The sequence below is a fragment of the Paenibacillus sp. FSL R7-0331 genome, assembly GCF_000758645.1.
In the GTDB taxonomy this organism is placed as follows: Bacteria; Bacillota; Bacilli; order Paenibacillales; family Paenibacillaceae; genus Paenibacillus_AQ; species Paenibacillus_AQ camerounensis.
Map to the genome: position 1 here is coordinate 935,445 of NZ_CP009284.1, position 21,890 is coordinate 957,334.

The window sequence follows — 21,890 nt, forward strand, 5'->3', positions numbered from 1 at the left end:
ATCTGCTCTATAAATCTATTAGTTTTGTAATCCTATACAAATCATATTTTACCATAATAAACCACTATCAGGGAATCTTATATGGATACCGGGTCGTGCAAAAGAAGGAGCGGAAATCGATGATTGACGTGGCAGCAGCCATTATACACAATGAAGAAGGGAAGCTGCTAATTGCCCGCAGGAAGCCGGGTAAAGCACAGGCCGGACTATGGGAGTTTCCGGGCGGCAAGCTGGAGCCGGGTGAGGCGGCCGCGGAGTGCCTGATTAGAGAGCTGATGGAAGAAATGAACATAGAGATTAGGCCATACGAGTACTTTGACTGTCATGAACATGACTATGGTACGGCCCAGATCAGGCTGATCGCCTGGAAAGCGGAATTTGTGGGAGGTACGTTTGAGCTCACCGATCATGATGCCTGGAGCTGGGCAGAGCGAAGTGAACTGGCGGAGTATCATTTTGCGCAGGCAGATGTGCCTTTTGTAAAGAGGCTGATGGAAGAATAGGAGAGAGGCGGCTGATTATTTTGCGTGAATATAATAAGCTGGTCAGGGACGGAATTCCGGCACTGATTGCTTCGTGGGGAAAGGCTTGCAGCACAAGAGCTATGGATAGCGGAGAATACATAGAGGCGCTGCGGCTGAAGCTGAACGAAGAGGCGGAAGAGTACTTGGAGGCTGAACAAGACAAGCAGGCGCTGGAGGAGCTCGCTGACCTGCTGGAGGTCATTCATGCGCTGGCTGCGGTACATGGCGGGGACAGTGTGCTGCTGGAGCAGATACGTGCAGACAAGGCGGCGCAGCGCGGCGGGTTCAGTAACCGTATTTTGCTGCTGCATGCGGAGGAGTAACCCGATGTTTAAGAACCGAATGACGTTTTCGCTTAGTGCAGCTGCTGCCATGGTTCCGATATTATTTTACATGTATATATACCGTCAGATGCCCGATTTTGTACCCGTGCATTATGATGGTGCAGTAGCGGACAGGTTCGCCTTAAAAGGGAGCTATGAGGTTATTCTGATCAGTCTGCTCGGCTGGCTCGGCTTCGGTATCATCAAGCTGCTTCAGCTGCTGCTGCGGAGGCTTTTCCTGCACAGCTATGTTGAGAATCTGGCTGTGATTCACCGGGTCTGGAACGCGGCTACGCTGCTGGTAACTGCCGGATTTTCAGTGCTGGCAATATATGCGCTGCTGGCTATGGTCTGAGCCGGCAGTATTCTTTTACACAGGAAGCACAGTTTGATAGAATCAAAAGAAGTAAAAACTATTCCTGAGCAGGAGGGACATCAATGGCTAACGATAACGCTTACACGATAAAATGGGGCATTCTGAGCACCGGATGGATTGCCCATAAGTTCGCAACGGATCTGGCCCATGCCAGCAATGGCATTGCTTATGCTGTCGGATCACGCACGCAGGAAAGTGCGGACGAGTTCGCCCGCAGCCATGGGATTCCGGTAGCCTATGCTACCTATGAAGAGCTGGTCAGTGATCCGGAGGTGGATGCCATCTACATCGGGACTCCGCATCCGTTCCATAAAGAGAATGCGCTGCTGGCCCTGCGCGCCGGCAAGGCGGTGCTGTGCGAGAAGCCGTTCACGGTGAACAGTGCAGAACTGGAGGAGGTTGTGGCGTACGCCCGGGAGCAGAAGCTGTTCCTGATGGAGGCGATGTGGAGCCGCTACATTCCGGCCAATGCCAAGGTCAGAGAATGGGTTGCAGCAGGCCGGATCGGCGATGTCCGGCTGGTTAAGGCAGACCTCGGCTTCCGTGCCGACTGGAATCCGCAAGGGCGGCTGCTGAACCCCGAGCTGGGCGGCGGTGCGCTGCTGGATGTCGGCATATATCCGGTATCCTTTGCTTCGATGATTCTGGGCCCGCATCCGGAGTCGGTATCGAGTACTGTCCATATCGGAGAAACCGGTGTGGATGAGCACTTCTCGCTGCTGTTATCCTATGAGGGCGGCAAAAGCGCTTCGCTGAACGGCGGCATCCGGCTCAAATTGACGGAGGAGGCCCATGTGTTCGGTACGGACGGGCATATCGTCGTCAAAGGTACACTGGTAAATCCGCGGTCGGCTGAGCTGTACGTCGGCGGTGAGCTGGTGGAGACCTTTAAGGATGACCGGACCTCCGCCGGATACTGCTTTGAGGCAGAGGAAGTGGGCCGCTGCCTGCAGGCCGGTCTGACGGAAAGTCCGGTAATGACACTGGATGAGTCGGTTGCGATCATGAGATTGCTGGATCAGGTCCGGGCCCAGTGGGGACTTAAATACCCGGGCGAACAATAATGTAATGCTCTTATAATACTGCGGCGGCTCTCAGAGAATGTGACTAACAGCTCTGGGGGCTGCTTTATGTTATATCAGCCGGACGGGCTGTAGGGTGTAATGTGCCTGCATGGAAATTCGGAGTTCTAGAGCATGCTGATCAAACTAAGTGGAAATTCGCCATCTATTGCTAAGCGGACTGCTGTGAAGACGGGATTAGTTGGTCAAACGCTGCTTAATTCTGCTGTTTTCGTCCTAAATGAGTTGTTTGGGTAAATATAGATGTTGAAATTCCAACTAATCATCAAGAAAATCGAGAAATGATGGAATCAGGTGGCGGAAATCAAACTAAATACGCGCGGGGAGTTCCAATCGGTCATGGGAAAGACTATGTGAAGGTATCCGTCTTGTATAAATCACGCAGTCTTCACCTATCGGCTATCCACCAATGAGGAGGATGATTTAATGGTATTAGCTAAAGAATGCTATCAGGGCTGCCTGCAAGGGCTGGCTGCCGGAGATGCGCTGGGAACCACGGTGGAGTTCAAGGCTCCCGGCACCTTTGCGCCTATGGAGGATATAATTGGCGGCGGTGTATTCGGACTGCAGCCGGGGCAATGGACGGACGATACGTCCATGGCGCTGTGTCTGGCGGAGAGCCTGCTGGAGCAGCGGGGCTTTGACCCCGCTGACCAGATGCAGCGGTACCTGAAATGGTTCCGCGAGGGCCGGTTGAGCAGCACCGGGGAATGCTTCGACATCGGCAATGCTACGCGTGAGGCGCTACTGAAATATGAAGCCGGAGGCGATGCCTACAGCGGGTCGGCCGATCCGCTGGCGGCCGGGAACGGCTCGATCATGCGGCTGGCTCCTGTTGTCCTGTATTATGCGGCCAATCCGGCAGAGGCTATCCGTTATGCGGCGCTCAGCTCCAGGACAACCCATGGGGCAGCGGAATGCCTAAGTGCCTGCCGCCTTATGGCCGCCTATATTCTGGCCGGCCTGCACGGGTGGAGCAAGCAGGAGATGCTGGCTCCGGGAGCCTTCGCCGGCTGGCTTAAAGAGGAGGAGCTGACCCCGCACATTCTCGATATCAAGCGCGGCTCCTACAAGCATAAGGAGCCGCCGGAAATTCAGGGCAGCGGATATGTTGTGGAATCACTGGAGGCGGCGCTCTGGGCTTTCCACCACTCAGAGAGCTTTGCCGAGGGGGCGCTGCTTGCCGTCAATCTGGGCAATGATGCCGATACCACCGGAGCGGTGTACGGCCAGATTGCCGGAGCTTATTACGGGCTCAGCGGCATCCCGGAAGGCTGGGTATCCAGGCTTGCCATGCGCAGCCTGATCGACGACTACTCGTTACGGCTGTACAATGAGCCGCAATAAAGCCGGCTGACAGAAATAGCCTTCTTAATAGAGAATTCCAGGATGCCTGCTGCTGCCGGCAACAGAATACAAAGAAGAACCTTAGGGGAAAGTAGAAGAAATAACGCTAAGGGAGAGTGTTCAGGATGGCAAGAAGAAACCGGAAGTATGCAGTACCGGGGGCGGCGCAGGGCATGCAGAGCTTCAAGGCTGAGGTGATGAGGCGGGAAGGCTACACGGTAGATCCGAATCACCCGGATGATGTGAAGTATGAGGTAGCCAAGGAGCTTGGTATCCCTCTGCAGTCAGGCAACAACGGGAATCTGACCACTGAGGAGGCCGGACATATCGGCGGCAGAATCGGCGGCTCCATGGTCCGGGAAATGATCCGTCTGGCCCAGGAGCAGCTTGTTGATAAAGGGCAGTCCTAATAGTTAACATTCATAGCATTAATCTTGAGCGGCTGTACCTGCTCTGCCGGATAGCGGCAGCTCCACCCGGATCTCAAGAATCCCGCCCTGCAAGCCGGCTCCGGCCGTGCCGCCCATCTGCTCCGCAAGCAGGCGGACAATGGACAGGCCTAGTCCTGAGCCGCTGCGTCTGGCCTGATCGCCGGTGTAAAATCGCTCAAACAGCCGCCCTGCGTCAACAGAAGAGGAGCTGCTGACCGGATTGCTGAACGATAAAACGCCCCTGCTGCCTTCCTCAGACAGTGTAACTTTTACAGTTAAGCCTCCATCTGCATGCTGAATGCCGTTACGAATTAGATTATGGATGATTCTTGCAAGAGGCTCCTTGTCTGCTGACACGAAGACCGGAGCCTCCTCCTCTAGCTTTACTGCCAGCTGGTGCTCCTCCAATACAGCGACCGAGCCGGCGAGGCATTCAGCGGTGTAATTGGTCAGGTTAATCTCCTGCAGCTCCAGCCCGGTCTCGGCATGCAGCAGATAGGAATACTCAAAAAAATGTTCGATCAGCTGCCCCAGCGCCTGAGCATGCTTTTGCGCGGTCTGCAGCTTTTTCTGCTGTCCGTGGGTCAGACCCTCGTCCATCACCAGCTGCTGGTATCCCCTGATTGCTGTCAGCGGAGTACGCAAATCGTGAGAGATGTTCGCGATCAGCTCCCGGAGCTCCCGCTCCTCCTGAATGCCTTTAAGACGGAGTGTTTCCTCCGCCTTCAGGCATTTATTAATGTGACTCGCGAGCAGCGTCAGCTCCTTGTTCATCAGCTCAAGCCGGAGCGGCTGGCGGGTATTCTCCCTCAGGCGTTTGTCCAGCTGCCGGTTGATGCTCTGCAGCTGCCGCCGGATCAGCAGATTATGCCAGGCAAGCCCGGTTATCAAGATAACGGCAGTTAATCCGGCGGCAAGAAGCAATTAGCCCACAACCTTTCTTTTAATGCTATTTCAGCTCAGTTCTGCGGAATACCAGATATGATAGTCCAAGCATTACAGCAGCAAAGCCCGTACTAACCAGAATAGCTGTAAGCATATCACCCGCCGTCGTAGCCGGTGTGATGAAAATATAATTTTCACCATACGGCGTTACAGCCAGCACTTGCTTAAGCACTGGAAGTCGTGCACTTAACTGCATTAATTGTCCCGTAAGCATCGAGAATCCGTAAGCAATAGCGACCACGATAACAGGCTTTTTAATCCAAAAGGCGACCGGCAGACAGATGCTCAGCTGCGCTGCATATACGATGATCAGGGTCAGTATGACAGCCAGCATTTTGGGGGCATCTGCAGCGGTGATGCTGCCGCCGCCCGTCAGCACATTCAGGAATCCGATAGCCGCTGAGCCCATACTGAATTCAGCGCCGGTGCCCAGCGCGATCCAGGTAATGACGGCATAAGGGAGGAGCAGCAATACAATCAGAAGGCTGTGGACAGCCGCTTTTCCGGCAAGCACGGTAAACCGGCTGTATCCGTTAGCAACCGCATCGTGAATAGTTTTATTATCCAGATCACCGCAAACCAGCAGTCCGGCAGTGACGCCACCGAGAATACTGATGACATTTACATCGGAGAACAGGAAGCCAAGGCCGGTGGCAGCGGCATCCAGATTGCGGTCCGGGATCAGGCGGGCAAAGACCGCCATCACCGCTGCACACACCGTTGTTATGGCAAGGAGAAGCTTGAGTGCCGCAGATTTGCGCAGCTTGAACAGATCGGCCTGAATAAGGTTAAGCATGTGAATCACCGCCAATCAGGGACAAAAAATAGTTCTCCAGCGTATCGCCCTGGACTGAAAATTCCGATACAAGCACACCGTTGTCGTGCAGCGCCCGGCTTACCCTTTCCTTATCCTGCACATAATCATACAGCTTGATGGAATGGTCCGGCATAACCGTGTACCGGGTTGTCTGGAGCTGCAGCTCCAGAATGCCTGCAACCTTTTCCGGCTGGTCACTGCCGATACGGAGGTATTGCCTGCAGTTCTCATCCAGCTGCTCCAGGGTAAGGCTCTCTCTGATCCGGCCCTGATGCAGAAAAATATAATCAGTCGCCGTCTGGTACAGCTCGGGCAGATTATGGCTGGAGATCAGAATGGTGAGCTGACGCTCTCCGCATAGCCGCTTCAGCAGTCCGCGGATTTCGACGACGCCCAGCGGGTCAAGCCCGTTGATCGGCTCATCCAGAATCAGCAGCTCCGGGCTGCCGAGCAGGGCAATGGCAATGCCCAGACGCTGCTTCATGCCGAGGGAGAAGTCTCTGGCTTTCTTTTTGCCGGTGCTGGATAGTCCGGTCAGCTCCAGCAGCTCCTCCTCAATGTCCCGCCCGGGAATTCCGCGCATCAGCCGGTAAAACCGCAAATTATCCCGTGCGCTCATATGGGGGACGTAACCGGGATGCTCGATCATACACCCCAGCCTTTTCCGCTCTGCCTGAAGGGCGCGCTCCCCTGTATGCCCGAACAGCTCAAGCGTCCCCTCCGTCGGAAAAGACAGCCCGGCTACAAGGCGCATCAAGGTCGTTTTGCCGGCACCGTTCTGGCCGATCAGCCCGTAGATTTTACCGGATTCCAGTGAGATGGAGGCTTCGTGCAGTGCGTCGGGGGCGTTGCCGTATTGTTTGGTGAGCTTGTGTGTTCTAAGTACATAGGATTTCATCTGTTAACCTCTCCTTCCTGACAACAGAATAAGTCCCGGTGGTTAAGAAAAGGTTAAGAATATTCATTACACCGCCAGCCCGGTCCGCTTATTCTTTATACAGCCGGTAGCCCAGACCCCAGACGGTTTCGATATACTCGTGTTCAGGCACTGCTTTCTTCAGCTTGCTGCGCAGATTGCTCATATGCGTCTTCACCGCGTTGTCATCCCCCAAATATTCAACTCCCCAGAGCGATTCGTACAGATTGGCTTTCGTAAAAACCTTGCCTTGGTTCGTCATCAGCAGCTCGAGAATTCTGAACTCCTTGGCCGTCAGCTCAAGTATGGCTCCTGCTGCGGTTGCCCGCTTACTGCTGCTGTCCAGCACCAGGTCCTTATAACGGCTTGTCATTGCAGCTGCAGACTGTTTACCGGAGCGGCGCAGACTGGATTCCACCCTGGCAGCAACCTCACCCAGATCAAACGGCTTGGTGATATAATCATCCGCCCCGAGCTTCAGCAGATCGATTTTGGTGCTGACCTGGTCCTTGGCAGAGATGATGATGACCGGGATGCCGGTGATGGTCCGGGCCTCCTGCAGAAGGGTATCCCCGTTCAGAAAGGGAAGCATAATGTCCAGCAGGATCAGATCATATGGCTTACTGCGGATGGCCTGCAGCCCGTCCGGACCGTTGTATGCGGAAGTAACCGTATAACCGGCTCTTTGCAAAGCTTCGGCGAGCAGGAGATTGAGATCCTCCTGGTCTTCTATGATTAGAATGTTTGGCATTTTGGGGGTCCTCCGGTCTTAAATGATGCTTCCTGATGCTTTTTCGCTATAAGGCATGGCTTCGTACATCAGTATTTTAATGTTACATTATATCTTTATCGAATTGGTGTGAAAATTTTAGTGTTCAGTAATCCGGAAAGCTGAGAAGTAGCACATATAGGCTAGTTGAACGAAAGGAGAGGCAAAAGTGCCCTTGAATCCGGCGCATTTGGCTGAATGAGCAAAATGAGAGGCAAAAGTGCCCTTGATTCCGGTGCATTTGGCTAAATGGGCAAAATGAGAGGCAAAAGTGCCTCTGAATCCGGCGCATTTGGCTAAATGGGCGAAAGGAGAGGCAAAAGTGCCTCTGAATCTGGCCTATTTGGCTAAATGGGCGAAAGGAGAGGCAAAAGTGCCTCTGAATCCGGCGCGTTTTAGCTAAATAGGCGAAAGGAGAGGCAAAAATGCCTCTGAATCCGGCCTATATGGCTAAATAGGCGAAAGGAGAGGCAAAAGTGCCTCTGAATCCGGCACATTTAGCTAAATGGGCGAAAGGAGAGGCAAAAGTGCCCTTGATTCCGGTGCATTTGGCTAAATGGGCGAAATGAAAGGCAAAAGTGCCCTTGATTCCGGTGCATACAGCCAGTTGAGTAAAATGGATAGCCCATTTTAAGCCCCGCACCCGCGGGGCTTTTTCATATTTGCCAAGCTGCCGTCCGCAAACGTCCGGATTCCACCGCCAAAGGTCCGGATAATGCCGCCAAAACATTTTAATATTAAAGTGCTTCCGCAATACGCGTTCATATTCTATGATCCGCAGGCAGCACTCAGATTGTTACACACGGGAGGGAAGTATAATGTTAAAAAGGTTAAGCAGCGGCAAATTTCTGATCTATCTTCTGGTACTGGCGCTTGTGGCGCTGCAGTTTCCGGTCACTCCAAAAGCACTGGCGGCGGCACAAGTGTATGAAGCGGAGTCGGCTGTACTGTCGGGAGGGGCTGCGTCAGCGTCTGACCACACCGGCTACACCGGGACGGGATTTGCCGGCGGGTTCACGGACAGCAACAAAGGAAATGCTTCTGCGAAGTTTAATGTAAGCGTTTCATCTGCAGGTAATTACACGGCTTCCCTGAAATATGCCAACGGCACGGGCTCTGCCAAAACCTTAAGCCTGTACGTGAACGGCACCAAGCTGAAGCAAATTTCGCTTCCGGCCACAGCCGGCTGGAACAGCTGGGGAATTGTCTCAGAGACGGTTGCCCTGAGTGCAGGCAGCGGCACAATCACCTACAAGTTTGATACAGCGGACAGCGGCAACGTTAATCTGGACAATCTGTCGCTGGATATGTCGCAGGGAGCCAACCTGGCTCTTAACAAAAGCGTTACCGCAAACAACACCGTCTCCGGATTTCCCGCCGGTAATGCGGTGGACGGGAATGCGTCCACCTACTATGAGGGGGCAGCTAACAGCTACCCGAACGCGCTGACTGTAGATCTCGGCAGCACGCAGACGGTTCATACCGTTCAGCTCAAGCTTCCGGCCGGCTGGGGAACAAGAACGCAGACCCTGTCTGTACAGGGCAGCACGAATAACACCTCATACAGCACGCTTGCCGCCTCCCAGACTTACACCTTTAACCCGGCTGCGGACAACACGGTAGCCGTTACCTTTACAGCAGCTTCAGCCAGATATGTGAGAGTGAATTTTACAGCAAACAGCGGTGTAACAGGAGGCCAGGCTGCCGAGCTTGAGGTATACGGCTCAAATACAGTCATCCCGACCCCGGCACCGACGGCGACAGCCACACCTGCCCCAACGGCCGCGCCGACAGCGACCCCAGTGCCGACCGCAACACCAGTACCAACAGCCACGCCGGTTCCTACACCAACGCCATCGGCAGGAGCTTTCGGGGCAAATATGCCATATGACACCTACGAAGCTGAAAATGCCGCCTACACCGGAGCGCTCATCGGTCCATCGACCACAGCCGGGGAGCTTGCTTCTGAGGCATCGGGCAGAAAAGCGGTCAAGCTGACCGCAGCAGGCCAGTACGTGCAGATTACGCTATCCAAACCCGCGCAGGGTGTAACAATCCGCTATGCGATCCCGGATAATGCTTCCGGAACGGGCATAGAGTCGGCGGTCAGCATGTACGTGGGCGGAACGCTTTTTAAAGATATCAATCTCACCTCCAAATATAGCTGGAACTACGGGGAATGGGGGACAGAGGGCGGAGAGGTCCGCTGGTCCAACAACCCGAATGCGGCTTCGACCACACCTGCGCATATGTATGATGAAGTGTCTGTCCTGCTCGATAAAGCCTATCCGGCCGGAACGGTCATTAAGCTGCAGCGGAATGCGTCCAATCTGAACTTTGGCTCAACCGCTTATGTTACTGTAGATTTGCTTGAGACAGAAGCTGTTCCTGCAGCGCTCACTATGCCGTCCAACTACGTAGCTGTTACCACATATGGTGCTGTAGCAAACGACGGTGCAGATGATACGGTAGCTTTTAACAACGCAATTACTGCTGTCAAAAACTCCGGCGGCACCTACAAGGGCGTGTGGATTCCGGCGGGAACCTTTCATCTGAACAACGGCAGCAAGGGCGCCGGCTATGACGGCAGCGGAACAAGACTGTACCTCGACAGCGGCGTATCCGTAAAAGGGGCAGGCATCTGGCATTCCACCCTGTCCGGCAATTACGCGGGCTTTTATCTGAGAGGCGGAAATGTAACCCTGTCCGATTTCAAAATCAGCGGCAGCGACATCATCCGTGACGATTACAACGGGCTCACTGCGGTCGAGGGCAACGGTACGAACTCGGTCATCAGCAATCTGTGGATCGAGCATGTAAAAGTAGGCTTCTGGTTCACGAATCAGACAGATAACGTTACTGCATCCAACTCCAGAATCCGCAATGTCTGGGCAGACGGCGTGAACCTGCACCGGGGAACCTCGAATTCTACCGTTACGAACAACTCTGTGCGGAACAGCGGCGACGACGGCATGGCTATGTGGTCCGATGCTTTTCTGAATACCAATAATACGTTCAGCTACAATACCGTGCAGATTCCGACCTTGGCCAACAACATCGCCATTTACGGCGGCAAGGACAACAAGGTGATCGGCAACCTGCTTACGGACACTGTGCGGACAGGCGGCGGAATCTCTTTTGGCACCAATTTCAATCCTCCGTCCATGACCGGCACCCTGACGATTCAGGGGAATAAGCTGCTGCGTACAGGCTCTGCCCACCGTGACTACGGCTATCAGATCGGGGCAATCTGGGCTTACTGGCTGAACAACAGCGGCAAGGCGCAGAACCTCACGGTTAACGTATCCGGCAATACGATCCAGGACAGCACGTACTCGGGGATTTTTGTGGAAGAACCGGCTCCGAATATTGCAGTAACGTATGCTAATAACACAATCCTGAATTCCGGAACCTACGGCGTATATATCAACGGCTCGGCAACCGGCAGCTCGGTGTTCAGCAGCAATACGGTTACCGGCGCCCCTTCGGGTAAATTTGTGAATGCTTCCGCCGGCTTTACCGTTACGGGTACGGGGAACAACTGGTAGAAGACGTACAGTAAAAGTGTTGCAGAAAAGGCCATCCGGCTCCGGGTGGTCTTTTTGGGCTGAATAGACGGATTCGTCTTGAGGATGGTATGTTATTACATATTAGGGAAAAGAGACTGCACTGCTAGTGGAGAGGGAGTGAGCATGCTTGAGTGCCCGTTTACAGAGAAAGTCTGCTACAACGGCCTTCCTGGTAACTGCTGTTCTGTTGATTACGGATTTGTTTTTTATTTTTTATGACCACCCGCTTGACGGAGCAGGCATTCTCAGTACCTTTATTTTGCCGCCTGCCGGGATACTCTTTGGCTTATCCGCTTATAAAAAGACGCGTTCGCGCAAAGACATCATTCTTATCCTGCTAAATGCTGCCGCTTTTGTTAGCTATTTTGCCTATATGTTCTTTGGAACCTTAATTCTCGGGCCGTAAGCTTCTAATCAAACTCTAATCTGCCTGCAAAGCCTTTCTCATCCTTTGTGGTATACCATTAAGCCGAACAAACACAGGGGATGGGGAGGAATAAAGTTTATGCAAAAATTCATGAAAATTGCAGTGGCGGGCTTCACGGCGGCGCTGCTCTATGCAGGTTCGGGGTTCGGGAGAGAGGTGCTTGCCCGGCATCTGAATGAGGCTGATTTTGAAGCCAAACAGGCAGCACAGGCGGTAACGGCGGTTGTGGTTAAGGCGACGGGATCAGGGTTTTCTTTTGACAAAGGGATGACCAGCATCGAAATGGGGACTGACACGGACATAATCGCTATCACAGGCGTGAACGGTTCGATTGAACTGAAGCAGGGCAGCGGCAAGCAGATTGAGGTACATACAACGGTAGTTGTCGATCATGCATCCCGGATAGAAGCAGAGGCTGCCGCCGCCAAAAGCGGAATTAAAATACAGGACGGCAACGAGCTCAGCATCAAGACCTACGGTGAAGCTACAGGAGGCGGCAGCCGCTATAATACCAGCATTCATCTGACGGTTACGCTTCCTAAGACAGTTAAGGCTGGCGTGCAGGCAGAGCTGAACAATGGAAATGTGCTTTTGTCTAAAGTGACAGCTGACGGTCCAATTATTTTAAGTTCAGATAACGGCAATATTACGGTAAAAGAGAGCGGGAGCAGCCTGACTCTGCACACGGACAACGGGGAAGTTACAATAACCGGCGCCAAGAAAAGCGCAGCGGTGTCTGTGGTGAACGGAAACATTAATGTTAACAAGGTTACAGGGCCGCTGGATATCCGGACTGTAAACGGCAACCTGTCTGTTGAGGATGCTTACTCGTCCATTAAGGCAGAAAGTGTTGCAGGCAATATTCATATTGAGTCTTCAAAAGTCGGCGGCCACTGGGACGTGTCCAATACCGCAGGTAATGTCAGCCTGGCCTGGCCTGAGCAGGCAGATGTGCAGGTGGAGGCCAGTGCAACGTTCGGGGAGCCGGAAACGGATTTTCCGTTAACGGTAAAAGGCGGGAGAGTCAGCGGAACCATCGGCGCAGGAACGTATCGCATTGAGGCTTCCTCGCTGGCCGGCTTGTCTCTTCAGCACAGCAATTAATTTGATAGCGTGAGAAGGTGGAGTGCCGTTTGAGTACGAAGGAGCATGTCCTGATTATTGAGGATGAAGCTGCCATGGTCCGGCTGCTTGAGCTGGAGCTGGCTTATGAGGGCTATGAGATCACAGTTGCCAGAGACGGGCTGGCCGGTGCAGAGCAGGCAATACAAGGGAGCTATGATCTTATTCTGCTTGATCTGAACCTGCCGGGGATTAACGGAATCGAAGTCTGCAAAAGAATCCGCGCCGTCAAGCAGACACCGATCATTATGATTACTGCGCGCGATACCATCAGCGAACGGGTGCGGGGGCTTGATACCGGCGCGGACGATTACGTGCCCAAGCCGTTCGCCATCGAGGAGCTGCTCGCCCGCATGCGCTCTCTGCAGCGGAGACTGCAGCAGAGCCGGGAGCCGGAGGAGCTGCTGGAGGCCAGGGACCTGTCGCTCAGTGCGGCTTCGCACCGGGTAACCCGCGCCGGACAGGACATCGAGCTGTCGCAGCGTGAATTTGAGCTGCTCCGCTGCCTGCTGCAGAACAAGAATCGGCTGATGAACCGCGAAGCGCTGCTGAATCTGGTCTGGGGCTATTCCTATGAGGGAGAAACCAATGTGGTAGATGTCTATATCCGCTATTTACGCCTGAAGGTGGATGAGGGCTACGGGGAGAAGCTGATCCATACGGTCCGCGGCAGCGGCTACATTCTAAGGGACTGACGGGAGGGAACGGACAATGAAGGGCTTAACATTCTCCCGCAAGGTCAGCGCCTCCATTGCGCTGGCCTCACTAATTGTAGCAGCAGTGCTGGGCGGCTTTGTGTACATTACCTTCAGCCAATGGACGCAGAAGCAGGAGAAGGAGCTGCTTACCGAAAAGCTGAAGCAGTTCGAGCTGCAGATTAAGGAGGTTACCTTCCTGCCCTCGCTGCTAAGACCCGGCTTCGGAAGAGGGAGCGGAGCGGCAGCGGTACTGAAGCCGGACCTGTCTTCCTTTGCCGCTGATCTGGATGAAGGCCAGACGCTGCAGCTGCTGGATACCAAGGGGCGGGTGCTTGCGGAGGAGGGCGCGGCTTTGCCGGAGGGGAGCGATACAGAGAAGGGCCAGGCGGTATTGGGCGGTGCAGAGACAGACACGGGCGAAGCGGTGCCGGGCGGTGCAGAAGCAGAACAGGGCACCGTAATGCTGGATGGTAAAGAGGCAGAACAGGCCGGGCAGTATGAGGCAGTAAGCAGCCTGACGTTGCCGGCATTTGGCACGGTAACCCTGCGGCTAGCTGACAGCGGGTATTCTGCAGCGGCGGCAGCCTCGCGCGAGGTAGGCCGGCTGCTGCTGCTCGGCCTGCTGCTGGCTGCCGGGGTAGCAGCGATGGCCGGGTGGCTGGTCGCCCGCTCCGCCCTGAAGCCGATCCGCAGCATGATCGGCGAGGTGCAGAGCATCGGGGCAGACAATTTGTCGCACCGGCTTGCGCTGCCTGCAGCGCAGGATGAGCTGCACCAGCTGGGGGCGACCTTTAATGCACTGCTGCAAAAGCTAAGTGTGTCCTTTGACCAGCAGCGGCGTTTTGTGGCAGATGCTTCCCATGAGCTGAAGACACCGCTGGCCATCATCGAGGGACATACCCATATGATCCAGCGCTGGGGGAAGCAGTCTCCGGAGGTGCTGGAGGAATCCCTGGGCTTCATGATGGATGAGGCGGGCCGCATGAGGGAGCTGATTGCCCAGCTGCTGCTGCTGGCCGAGACGGAGGAGCCGGTGCAGGAAGGTGCCGGAGAGGAATGCGAGGTGCAGCTGGTTTTGAATGAGCTGCTGCCCCAGACCGTGCACGTAGGTCCCGGTGTTACTTTGAGTGCCGGTGAAGCCGGAAATGCCAGTCCATTGATGGTCCGGATGCCGGCGGGCGCCTGTTACCAGGTGCTGCGCAATATTGTGGAGAATGCGCTGAAATATACACCGGAAGGCGGCAGTGTACACATTGCACATCAAGCTGACGCTGATCAGGTCATAGTATCCGTTACAGATACAGGAATCGGGATTTCTGCAGAGCAGCTTCCGCATATTTTTGACCGCTTTTACCGGGCGGAAGGGTCGCGAAGCCGGGCAAAAGGCGGATCGGGACTGGGCCTGGCGATTGCCAAGGCGATCATGGAGCGTTACGGAGGCTCGATTACCATTGAGAGTATAGAGGGGGCGGGCACGAAGGTGATGCTGTCGTTTGTGCGGGGAGCGGGATCAGTGGGTAGGGAGCAGAGAGTAAGGAGTATGGAGTAGTACGGTAAGCTGATTCGGGGGCTGTAACGATATTCAGAGTGGAGAGTGCTACAAGCTGTCTGAGATAAACGGCATCCCCCCAAGGAGAAAGGCACGTTATAACAAGCGGATTTCCTTCAGAAGCGGAGCTGGTCTTTGCAAGCACAGCATACAGGTTGTTCATTGTAGAATTTCTTTCGAGATGATGACCATTGCCGGGTACAACTATCGCTGGGTAGTAGCTGTACGTGGTGTGAGTGTGACTAACGCTGGTTTGTAGCTGTAGGTGGTGTGAATGTGACTAAAGCTGGTTTGTAGCTGTAGGTGGTGGAGTGTAACTATCGTCGGGGTGTAGCTGTATGTGGTAGAGTGGGACTCTCGCCAGATTGCAGCTATACGAGCCTGTAACCACTGCCGGATTTCTAACGGACCGAGGAGACGTTAGTTGCCCATTCTCCGGCGTTTCGGGGCTTCTAACGGACCCAGCTGCCGTTATTACAGCGAACAAGCTGCGATTTCTGCAGGAGTTGTGGCAAATAACGCCTGTGGTGTCCGTTAGCTAACGCAAATGCCGGTAAACCACAGAATAACGTCATCTCAGTCCGTTAGAAGTCTCCGGACTGATCCCCCGCAACAAAAGGGCGCCATAACAGCCATATCCCGGCTGTTATGACGCCCTTTCCAGTCAGCTGCGTGCAGCTTAACGCGGATTCAGCTGTACCTTTGAGCCTTTGCCGCCGCTCTGGACACCGGTGTCCTTGACACCGGCATCCAACAAATCGGCAACCAGCCGCTCGATAACGGTCTTGGCCGCGGCCGCTTCTTTGGCGCCGGAGGCCTGGACATTCAGCAGCACCGGCTTGCCGGATCGGAGGTGCTTGTCCGCCTGGCGCAGCTTGGTGTCGTAATCATGCTCCTCGATGTGGGCTGTGAAGCGCAGCTCCTTCACCTTGACCTTGTCTTTGCCGCCGCTCCGCCCGGCGGCCTGGCCGGAGCCGGCCTTGCGTGCGGACGCCGCTTCCTTCTGGGCCGCAGCCTTTGCCTTGCCCTTAGCCATCAGGGTGCAGGGCGGAGGACTGCTCATCAGCGAGGTGCAGACCAGATCGGCACCCTGGGACCGGGCCATTCCCAGCGCCTCTTCTCTGGAGACAATGCCGAGCTTCTCGCCCCGGAGTCCGGTAAGGACAACCTCGGACGCCCGTATTTGTTCGTTCATGAATATTGCCATTGATTAGGTAACCTCCTGCGGACATGGATACTGTTATCATAACGGGAAGTGGTCCGCTGTTCAATCAGCAGAGCGGAGACCTGCCTGCGAGCCTGTTCATAAATTCCGTACGCGGGCCGCTCCTGAAATCCCCGCCCAAACTATCGGGGGAATAAAAAAGACCCGGCAATTTCTGCCGGGTCTCTATATATAATTCCGTTGCATGATAAAATCCGTTGTGATATAGTAAAACAGCGTCACTATTTTTATTTAAATTAAGATATAAGTATCACATCTTATTTATATCTTAATCTTACCATACGATTTGTAGCTTTGTCAAACCTGATATTTTGGCAGAAGGCAGACGAGATTAATAAAGGAGTGTGTCAGCGGATGATTCATGCAGAGGATTGGCAGCGGGAGCAGGAGCGGCTGGATTTGGTAACGGAGGAGCTGCGGACAGCCATTGCCGGAATTGAGCCGGAAGTATCCGGACTGCGGGAGCAGGTCACGGAGATCCGTAAGCGGTTCTGGGAGGAAGTGACCGTTAATACCAGCACGGACGAGGATTTTGAAGAGACCTTTTACAGCATCAAGCAGCAGGAGGCGCTGCTGTCTGAGCGGGAGCGCAGCCACCGGGTGCGGATGCAGCGTTACAACAGCATGAAGCGGCTGCTGCCGTCCCCGTACTTCGGACGCATTGATTTTCTGGAGGAGGGGCAGGGCGGCAGCGAACAAGTCTACATCGGCGTAGCCTCTTTTGCCACTGAAGACGGTCTGGACTTTCTGGTCTATGACTGGCGCACTCCTGTTGCCAGCCTGTATTACGACCATTCACCCGGCGCCGCGAGCTATGATACACCGGGAGGGGAGATCGCCGGAACGATGACGCTGAAGCGGCAGTATCAGATCCGCGCTGCCAGGCTCCAGAATGTGTTCGATACTAGCCTGACCATCGGTGATGAGCTGCTGCAGCAGGTGCTCGGCAAGGGAGCCGATTCTCAGATGAAGAGCATTGTGGCTACGATCCAGAAGGAGCAGAACGCGATTATCCGTGATGACAAAAGCCGCATGCTTATTGTCCAGGGCGCGGCCGGCAGCGGCAAAACCTCCGCAGCGCTGCAGCGGGTGGCCTATCTGCTGTATAAGCACCGCGACCGGATAACAGCAGATCAGATCGTACTTTTTTCGCCGAATCCGATGTTCAACAGCTACGTATCCACCGTCCTGCCTGAGCTTGGTGAGGAGAACATGCAGCAGACGACCTTCCAGGAATATCTGGAGCACTGGCTTGGGGCGGAGTTCAAGCTAGAGGACCCGTTCGCGCAGATCGAATATGCGATGAGTCCGGGGGCGGCACCGGGTTATGAAGCGCGGATGAGCGGGATGACCTATAAGGCTTCCGGTGATTTTTTGCAGGCGCTCCGCAGCTACGCGCTGTGGCTGGGACAGGACGGTATGTTGTTCCGCAGCATCCGCTACCGGGACCGTGAGCTGATTACGGCTGCACAGATGAAATCGCAGTTCTACAGCTTTGCCCCTACTATACGTCTGGCTAACCGGATTACCCTGCTGCGGGATTGGCTGCTGCGGGAGCTGGCGGCGCTTGAGGTCAAGGAGCTGGAGGCTGACTGGGCCCGGGATGAGCTGGATTATCTCGATACCGAGCAATATGCCGAGGCCTACAGCACCCTGCTCAAAAAAGTGCAGCGGCAGTCGGCAGTTTTCGATTTCGCTGAGCAATACGAGGAGATCTACGGGGAGCTGCGCGGAAAAGAGCAGGGTGAAGAGAACGTATTCGACTACGCAGACCAGGAAGAGGAGCTTCTGCTGCGGCTTATTGTGAAGGAGAGCTTCAAGCCGCTGAGACGGGAGGTCAGACGCCTGAAATTTATAGATGTAACCGGACTTTACAGCCAGCTGTTTAGGGATGATACGGAGGCTTACCGGCAGATGACGGGGACTGCTGCTGTGCCGGAGCTGTGGACGGAAATATGCGGGCAGACGCAGGAGAAGCTGGAGCGGCTTGAGCTTTTCTATGAGGATGCAACCCCGTTTCTGTACCTGAAGGAGCTCATTGAGGGCACCCGGACGAATACAATTGTCAGACATCTCTTTATAGATGAAGGCCAGGATTACTCTCCGTTCCAGTATGCTTTCCTGAAGCAGCTGTTTCCAAGGGCGCGGATGACCGTGCTCGGCGACTTCGGGCAGGCGATATTTCCGCAGGCGACGAATCTGGCCGAAGCAGGCCCGGCTCTGACAGAGCTTTATGGCGAAGAAGAGACCTCGCTGATTACACTTGTGCGGAGCTACCGTTCCACCCGCCAGATTGTGGAGTTTACGAAATCGCTGCTGCCGGAGGCAGGAATTGTCCCGTTCGACCGGGGCGGCAGGAAGCCGTGTCTTACCCAAACGGGCAGCGGCGGAAAGCGGGAGGTGCGGATGATACAGGATATCGCAGCGCTCCGGGCGGAAGGTCTCGATTCCATCGCAGTTATTACCAAAACAGCTGACGAAAGCCGCGAAGCCTATGAGGCACTCTCCTATCATGGCGCTGAAGGACTGCGGCTGGTTACGAAGAATACGCTCACTTTTGAAAAAGGAATCCTGGTCCTCCCCGCCTACCTGGCCAAAGGTGTCGAATTCGACGCTGTGCTGATCTATGATGCTTCTGCGCAGACGTATCAGCGGGAGAGTGAGCGGAAGCTTTTTTATACAGCCTGTACACGTGCAATGCATCACTTAATGCTCTATTCGTCCGGGAACTGGACACCTTTTATTCGTGGAGCGGATGAATCCTTGTATGACACCGTGAATGTGGATTAAGCAGCGGGTAAACTCGGTTAAAATCAAACTGTACATTGGCAGCCGGCGGCACAGCGGGCTATGCTTAGCTCATATTGCCTGAAAGAAACGGGAGGAATTGCCATGATAGAGGCTTTAGCCGTAATGCGTCTGGAAACGGAGCGGCTGCTTATCCGCCCATATATCCAAAGCGATCTGCAGGAATCGTTTGAGCTGATGCAGGACCCGGAAGTGCTTACGTATATGCATATGGATGTCTTTTCCGCTGAGGAGTATCAGGGGGTATTTGACTGGCTGATCAGCAGCTACGATACACCGTTTGATGAAGCCTTTAAATATTCGTTCGCAATCCGGGAAAAAGAGTCCGGTGCATTCATCGGCTGGTGCGGTGCAGGCACACTTGATTTTTGCCCGCCTGACAAAGAGCTGTATTATCTGATCGGACGAAAGTACTGGGGCCGGGGGTATGCTTCTGAAGCGGCTGCGGCCTTGGCGGAATATAGCTTTGGGGTAATCGGGCTGGACCGGTTATACGCCAAAGCTGACCCTCGAAATACAGCTTCAACTAAGGTGCTTCGCAGGCTCGGCTTCACATTGGACCGTGTGCTCGAGGGCCTGACCGGAGATTACGAGGACTGTAACGGAGAAGAGATGTATGTGCTGACCAGAAAACATTGGATTAGAGGTGTGCACAATGACAACCCGTCCTAAACAGTTAATCATCATCGACGGCATGCCGGGCTCCGGTAAAACAACCTGTGCCTCTTCCGTTGCAGAACTGCTGACATCCCGGGGAGTGGCAAACAGATGTATTTTGGAGCTGGAGGAGAATCATCCGCTGTTTATCCGCGGGTATGATTTCACCTCCCTGGCGGATGAGGAGCAGGCGGAGATATTCACAACACAGCTTGAAGCTGTGTTCCGGAGATTTGTGGAGGAGCGGCTTGGAAGCGGCGATGAAGTAACGGTTATTGAAAGTGTGCTGTTTCAGGATGCTATCAGCTATGCTCACCATATGGGGATGCCCTTACCTAAACTGATTAAGCTAACCTCGTCGCTGCAGGAGATATTGGCTGCACTGAACCCGGTGCTGATCTATTTTTACCAGCTGGATGTGGAGGCCCAATGGCGGTTTATCTGCAGTGTGCGCGGCAATGAATGGGGGCCCGTTTCGCTGTATACGGATGAGGATTTCCGGGAGGCGGCAGCGTTATGGGGCGGCAGCCAGGCGTTCGTCCGGTCGGTAGTGGACGTATGGGATATCCCGAAGCTGATTATTGAGAATAAGGATTTCCGGTGGACTGAATACACGGAGCGTGTTGGCGGGTTTGTGGAGGAGCAGGTTTTATAATTTTTGCTGAGCAATTTTGAGTTTGATTCTATGAATATACACTTCTGCGGTCCGGTGCAGGAGTGTTTTCTTTTTATAGAGATAGGAATGTTATAGGTTGAAGTTATTTAAGAAGCTTGACCTTGCAGTATACTGCAACCTTTATGCTGGAGTTATAACCCGATAACTTAGCGGAGGTGCTCAATATGAGAATATTAGAAATAGTTGTTATTGCCGTCATTCTTACAGCTGCGGCAGGTGTATTGTTTGTCCGCAAAAGCCGGAAGCTAAACATAGCTATGCTGCTGGCTGTATTGCTGGTTCTGGCGCTGCACGGGGCTTTAGACCATTTTCGCATACAGATGGTTCCGGCCTATGCTGCTGCCTTGGGTTTGATAACGGTGCTGGTAAGCAGACTGCTGAAGCCGGAGCATGCAGTCCGTTCCAGGCCGTTTCGGAAGCTTACAAAAAGCCTGCAGCTGATTCTGGTCTTAGCCCTTTCAGGCATAGCCGTATTTTTGAGCTGGCTGCTGCCTGTATTCACAATGCCCGGGCCGACAGGCAGCTATGCCATCGGTACGATTGCCAGGGAGCTTACAGATGAAGCCCGAAAAGAGACGCTGAGTGTTGAAACCGGCGACAAACGCAGACTTATGGTGAATATCTGGTACCCGGTGGACCAAAGAGAAGCAGCAGGGAAGAATAAGGAGCATTATCCCTCTGCAGTAGGTGAAGCGATCAGTCTGGTGTTCGGACTGCCGGGGCAGCTGTTCAGTCATGTTACAGGGGTTAAGGCCCATGTTACAGCTGGAGCGGCAGTATCTGCGGCTGAAGCCCGTTATCCTGTGCTGCTGTTCTCCCCGGGCATCCGATCCACCCGGTTTCAGAGCATGACTGCGGTGGAGGAACTGGTCAGTCACGGCTATATTGTCGTGGGTATAGATCATCCGTATACTTCGGCAAAAGTGACCTTTGAAGACGGGGAATCTGTATTTTACGTCCCTGATCCAGAGTTTGATACGTCCGCCGGGCTGTATGCCTATAATGTTACAGGAATAGGTATCCGCGCGGCGGATGCCAGTTATGTACTTGATACGCTTGCGCAGTGGGATATGCATGATCCAGCCGGACTTCTTCAGGGCAAGCTCGATCTGGACCGTGTAGGCATCTTCGGGCATTCCTATGGCGGGGCAACCACCGCGGAGGCGCTTGCGCAGGACAAGCGGTTCAAGGCAGGAGTAAGTCTGGAGGGCGGATTTTGGGGTGAGGTGGCCCATACCGGGCTGCAGCAGCCGTTCATGTATCTGATGTCCGGAAATACGGCAGAGAGTCTTAAGCCGTCGGCAAAGGTGAAAGAAAAGGTGGCTTATGATGAGTTTACTCCCGATCTGAAATCAGTTATGGTCAAAAGCACAAATGATACGTATTATCTGACTATTGATCATTTCATCCATCAGAGCTTCACTGACATTTCCCTGCTGTCGCCGTTCCTGTTCGCCAAAGGCATGGATCCGGTGCATAATGTGGATATTACAAGATCCTATGTAACAGCCTTCTTTGACCAGTATTTAAAAGGGGAGCCGCAGCGTCTGCTGGAAGGGCCTTCGCAGCGTTTTCCGGAGGTGAAATTCGACCAGGCCTATACGCAAAAAAGAGATTTTTAGGAGGGGC

Annotated in this window: 20 protein-coding genes; 15 read left to right on the top strand and 5 right to left on the bottom strand. The window is 54.1% G+C overall.

From position 1 onward, the window contains the following. The first annotated feature begins 119 nt into the window (after nt 1-119). The 6 genes from R70331_RS04035 (at nt 120) to R70331_RS04060 (ending at nt 4,062) form a co-directional block, all read left to right on the top strand. Nucleotides 120-503: a (deoxy)nucleoside triphosphate pyrophosphohydrolase gene (locus tag R70331_RS04035; protein WP_042173067.1), complete on the top strand. Its 384-nt coding sequence runs from the start codon at nt 120-122 to the stop codon at nt 501-503. Nucleotides 504-523: 20 nt separating this feature from the next. Next, nucleotides 524-847: a nucleoside triphosphate pyrophosphohydrolase gene (locus R70331_RS04040; RefSeq protein ID WP_042173069.1), complete on the top strand. Its 324-nt coding sequence runs from the start codon at nt 524-526 to the stop codon at nt 845-847. Between the two features lie 4 nt (nt 848-851). After that, complete coding sequence (locus R70331_RS04045) at nt 852-1,202, top strand: hypothetical protein (RefSeq protein ID WP_042173071.1); 351 nt, start codon at nt 852-854, stop codon at nt 1,200-1,202. Between the two features lie 83 nt (nt 1,203-1,285). Beyond that, nucleotides 1,286-2,287: a Gfo/Idh/MocA family protein gene (locus tag R70331_RS04050; RefSeq protein ID WP_042173073.1), complete on the top strand. Its 1,002-nt coding sequence runs from the start codon at nt 1,286-1,288 to the stop codon at nt 2,285-2,287. 444 nt (nt 2,288-2,731) lie between these two features. After that, entirely contained in the window at nt 2,732-3,652 is a 921-nt protein-coding gene (locus tag R70331_RS04055) for an ADP-ribosylglycohydrolase family protein (RefSeq protein WP_042173075.1), read from the top strand. Between the two features lie 125 nt (nt 3,653-3,777). Further along, nucleotides 3,778-4,062, top strand: coding sequence for an alpha/beta-type small acid-soluble spore protein (locus R70331_RS04060; protein ID WP_042173077.1), 285 nt, complete (start codon nt 3,778-3,780; stop codon nt 4,060-4,062). 18 nt (nt 4,063-4,080) lie between these two features. On the opposite strand, the gene R70331_RS04065 is transcribed toward R70331_RS04060, so the two are convergent. The 4 genes from R70331_RS04065 to R70331_RS04080 all read right to left on the bottom strand — a co-directional run bounded on the left by R70331_RS04065 (nt 4,081) and on the right by R70331_RS04080 (nt 7,512). Continuing rightward, complete coding sequence (locus R70331_RS04065) at nt 4,081-5,007, bottom strand: sensor histidine kinase (RefSeq protein ID WP_042173078.1); 927 nt, start codon at nt 5,005-5,007, stop codon at nt 4,081-4,083. 25 nt (nt 5,008-5,032) lie between these two features. Then, a complete protein-coding gene (locus tag R70331_RS04070; protein WP_042173080.1) occupies nt 5,033-5,824 on the bottom strand; it encodes an ABC-2 transporter permease in 792 nt (263 codons plus the stop codon). Continuing rightward, entirely contained in the window at nt 5,817-6,743 is a 927-nt protein-coding gene (locus R70331_RS04075) for an ABC transporter ATP-binding protein (protein ID WP_042173082.1), read from the bottom strand. Before R70331_RS04075 ends, R70331_RS04070 begins: the two co-directional genes overlap by 8 nt. Before the next feature lie 88 nt (nt 6,744-6,831). Next, nucleotides 6,832-7,512: a response regulator transcription factor gene (locus R70331_RS04080; protein WP_042173084.1), complete on the bottom strand. Its 681-nt coding sequence runs from the start codon at nt 7,510-7,512 to the stop codon at nt 6,832-6,834. 836 nt (nt 7,513-8,348) lie between these two features. Between R70331_RS04080 and R70331_RS04085 the strand changes: the two genes are divergently transcribed. From R70331_RS04085 to R70331_RS30285, 5 genes are all read left to right on the top strand, one after another. Further along, complete coding sequence (locus tag R70331_RS04085) at nt 8,349-11,078, top strand: galactose-binding domain-containing protein (protein ID WP_042173086.1); 2,730 nt, start codon at nt 8,349-8,351, stop codon at nt 11,076-11,078. 148 nt (nt 11,079-11,226) lie between these two features. Further along, nucleotides 11,227-11,505, top strand: a complete 279-nt coding sequence (locus R70331_RS04090) for a hypothetical protein (RefSeq protein ID WP_042173088.1) — start codon at nt 11,227-11,229, stop codon at nt 11,503-11,505. A 99-nt stretch (nt 11,506-11,604) separates the two neighbouring features. Next, nucleotides 11,605-12,630: a DUF4097 family beta strand repeat-containing protein gene (locus tag R70331_RS04095; RefSeq protein ID WP_042173092.1), complete on the top strand. Its 1,026-nt coding sequence runs from the start codon at nt 11,605-11,607 to the stop codon at nt 12,628-12,630. 29 nt (nt 12,631-12,659) lie between these two features. Beyond that, a complete protein-coding gene (locus tag R70331_RS04100; RefSeq protein ID WP_269322280.1) occupies nt 12,660-13,343 on the top strand; it encodes a response regulator transcription factor in 684 nt (227 codons plus the stop codon). 16 nt (nt 13,344-13,359) lie between these two features. Beyond that, nucleotides 13,360-14,895: a sensor histidine kinase gene (locus tag R70331_RS30285; RefSeq protein ID WP_052418903.1), complete on the top strand. Its 1,536-nt coding sequence runs from the start codon at nt 13,360-13,362 to the stop codon at nt 14,893-14,895. A 679-nt stretch (nt 14,896-15,574) separates the two neighbouring features. Here the strand turns inward: R70331_RS30285 and infC are convergent. Continuing rightward, a complete protein-coding gene (infC, locus tag R70331_RS04110; protein ID WP_042173094.1) occupies nt 15,575-16,102 on the bottom strand; it encodes a translation initiation factor IF-3 in 528 nt (175 codons plus the stop codon). 372 nt (nt 16,103-16,474) lie between these two features. Here infC and helD point away from each other — a divergent pair, with 372 nt between their 5' ends. From helD to R70331_RS04130, 4 genes are all read left to right on the top strand, one after another. Further along, a complete protein-coding gene (helD, locus tag R70331_RS04115) occupies nt 16,475-18,910 on the top strand; it encodes an RNA polymerase recycling motor HelD (RefSeq protein WP_042173097.1) in 2,436 nt (811 codons plus the stop codon). Nucleotides 18,911-19,012: 102 nt separating this feature from the next. Next, nucleotides 19,013-19,600 carry a GNAT family N-acetyltransferase gene (locus R70331_RS04120; protein ID WP_042173098.1) on the top strand — a complete coding sequence of 196 codons (588 nt, stop codon included), beginning with the start codon at nt 19,013-19,015 and terminating at the stop codon, nt 19,598-19,600. Next, nucleotides 19,584-20,240, top strand: a complete 657-nt coding sequence (locus R70331_RS04125; protein WP_042173100.1) for a P-loop NTPase family protein — start codon at nt 19,584-19,586, stop codon at nt 20,238-20,240. The genes R70331_RS04120 and R70331_RS04125 overlap by 17 nt, the downstream gene beginning before the upstream one ends. A gap of 185 nt (nt 20,241-20,425) precedes the next feature. Continuing rightward, nucleotides 20,426-21,883, top strand: a complete 1,458-nt coding sequence (locus R70331_RS04130) for an alpha/beta hydrolase family protein (protein ID WP_042173102.1) — start codon at nt 20,426-20,428, stop codon at nt 21,881-21,883. Nucleotides 21,884-21,890: the final 7 nt, after the last annotated feature.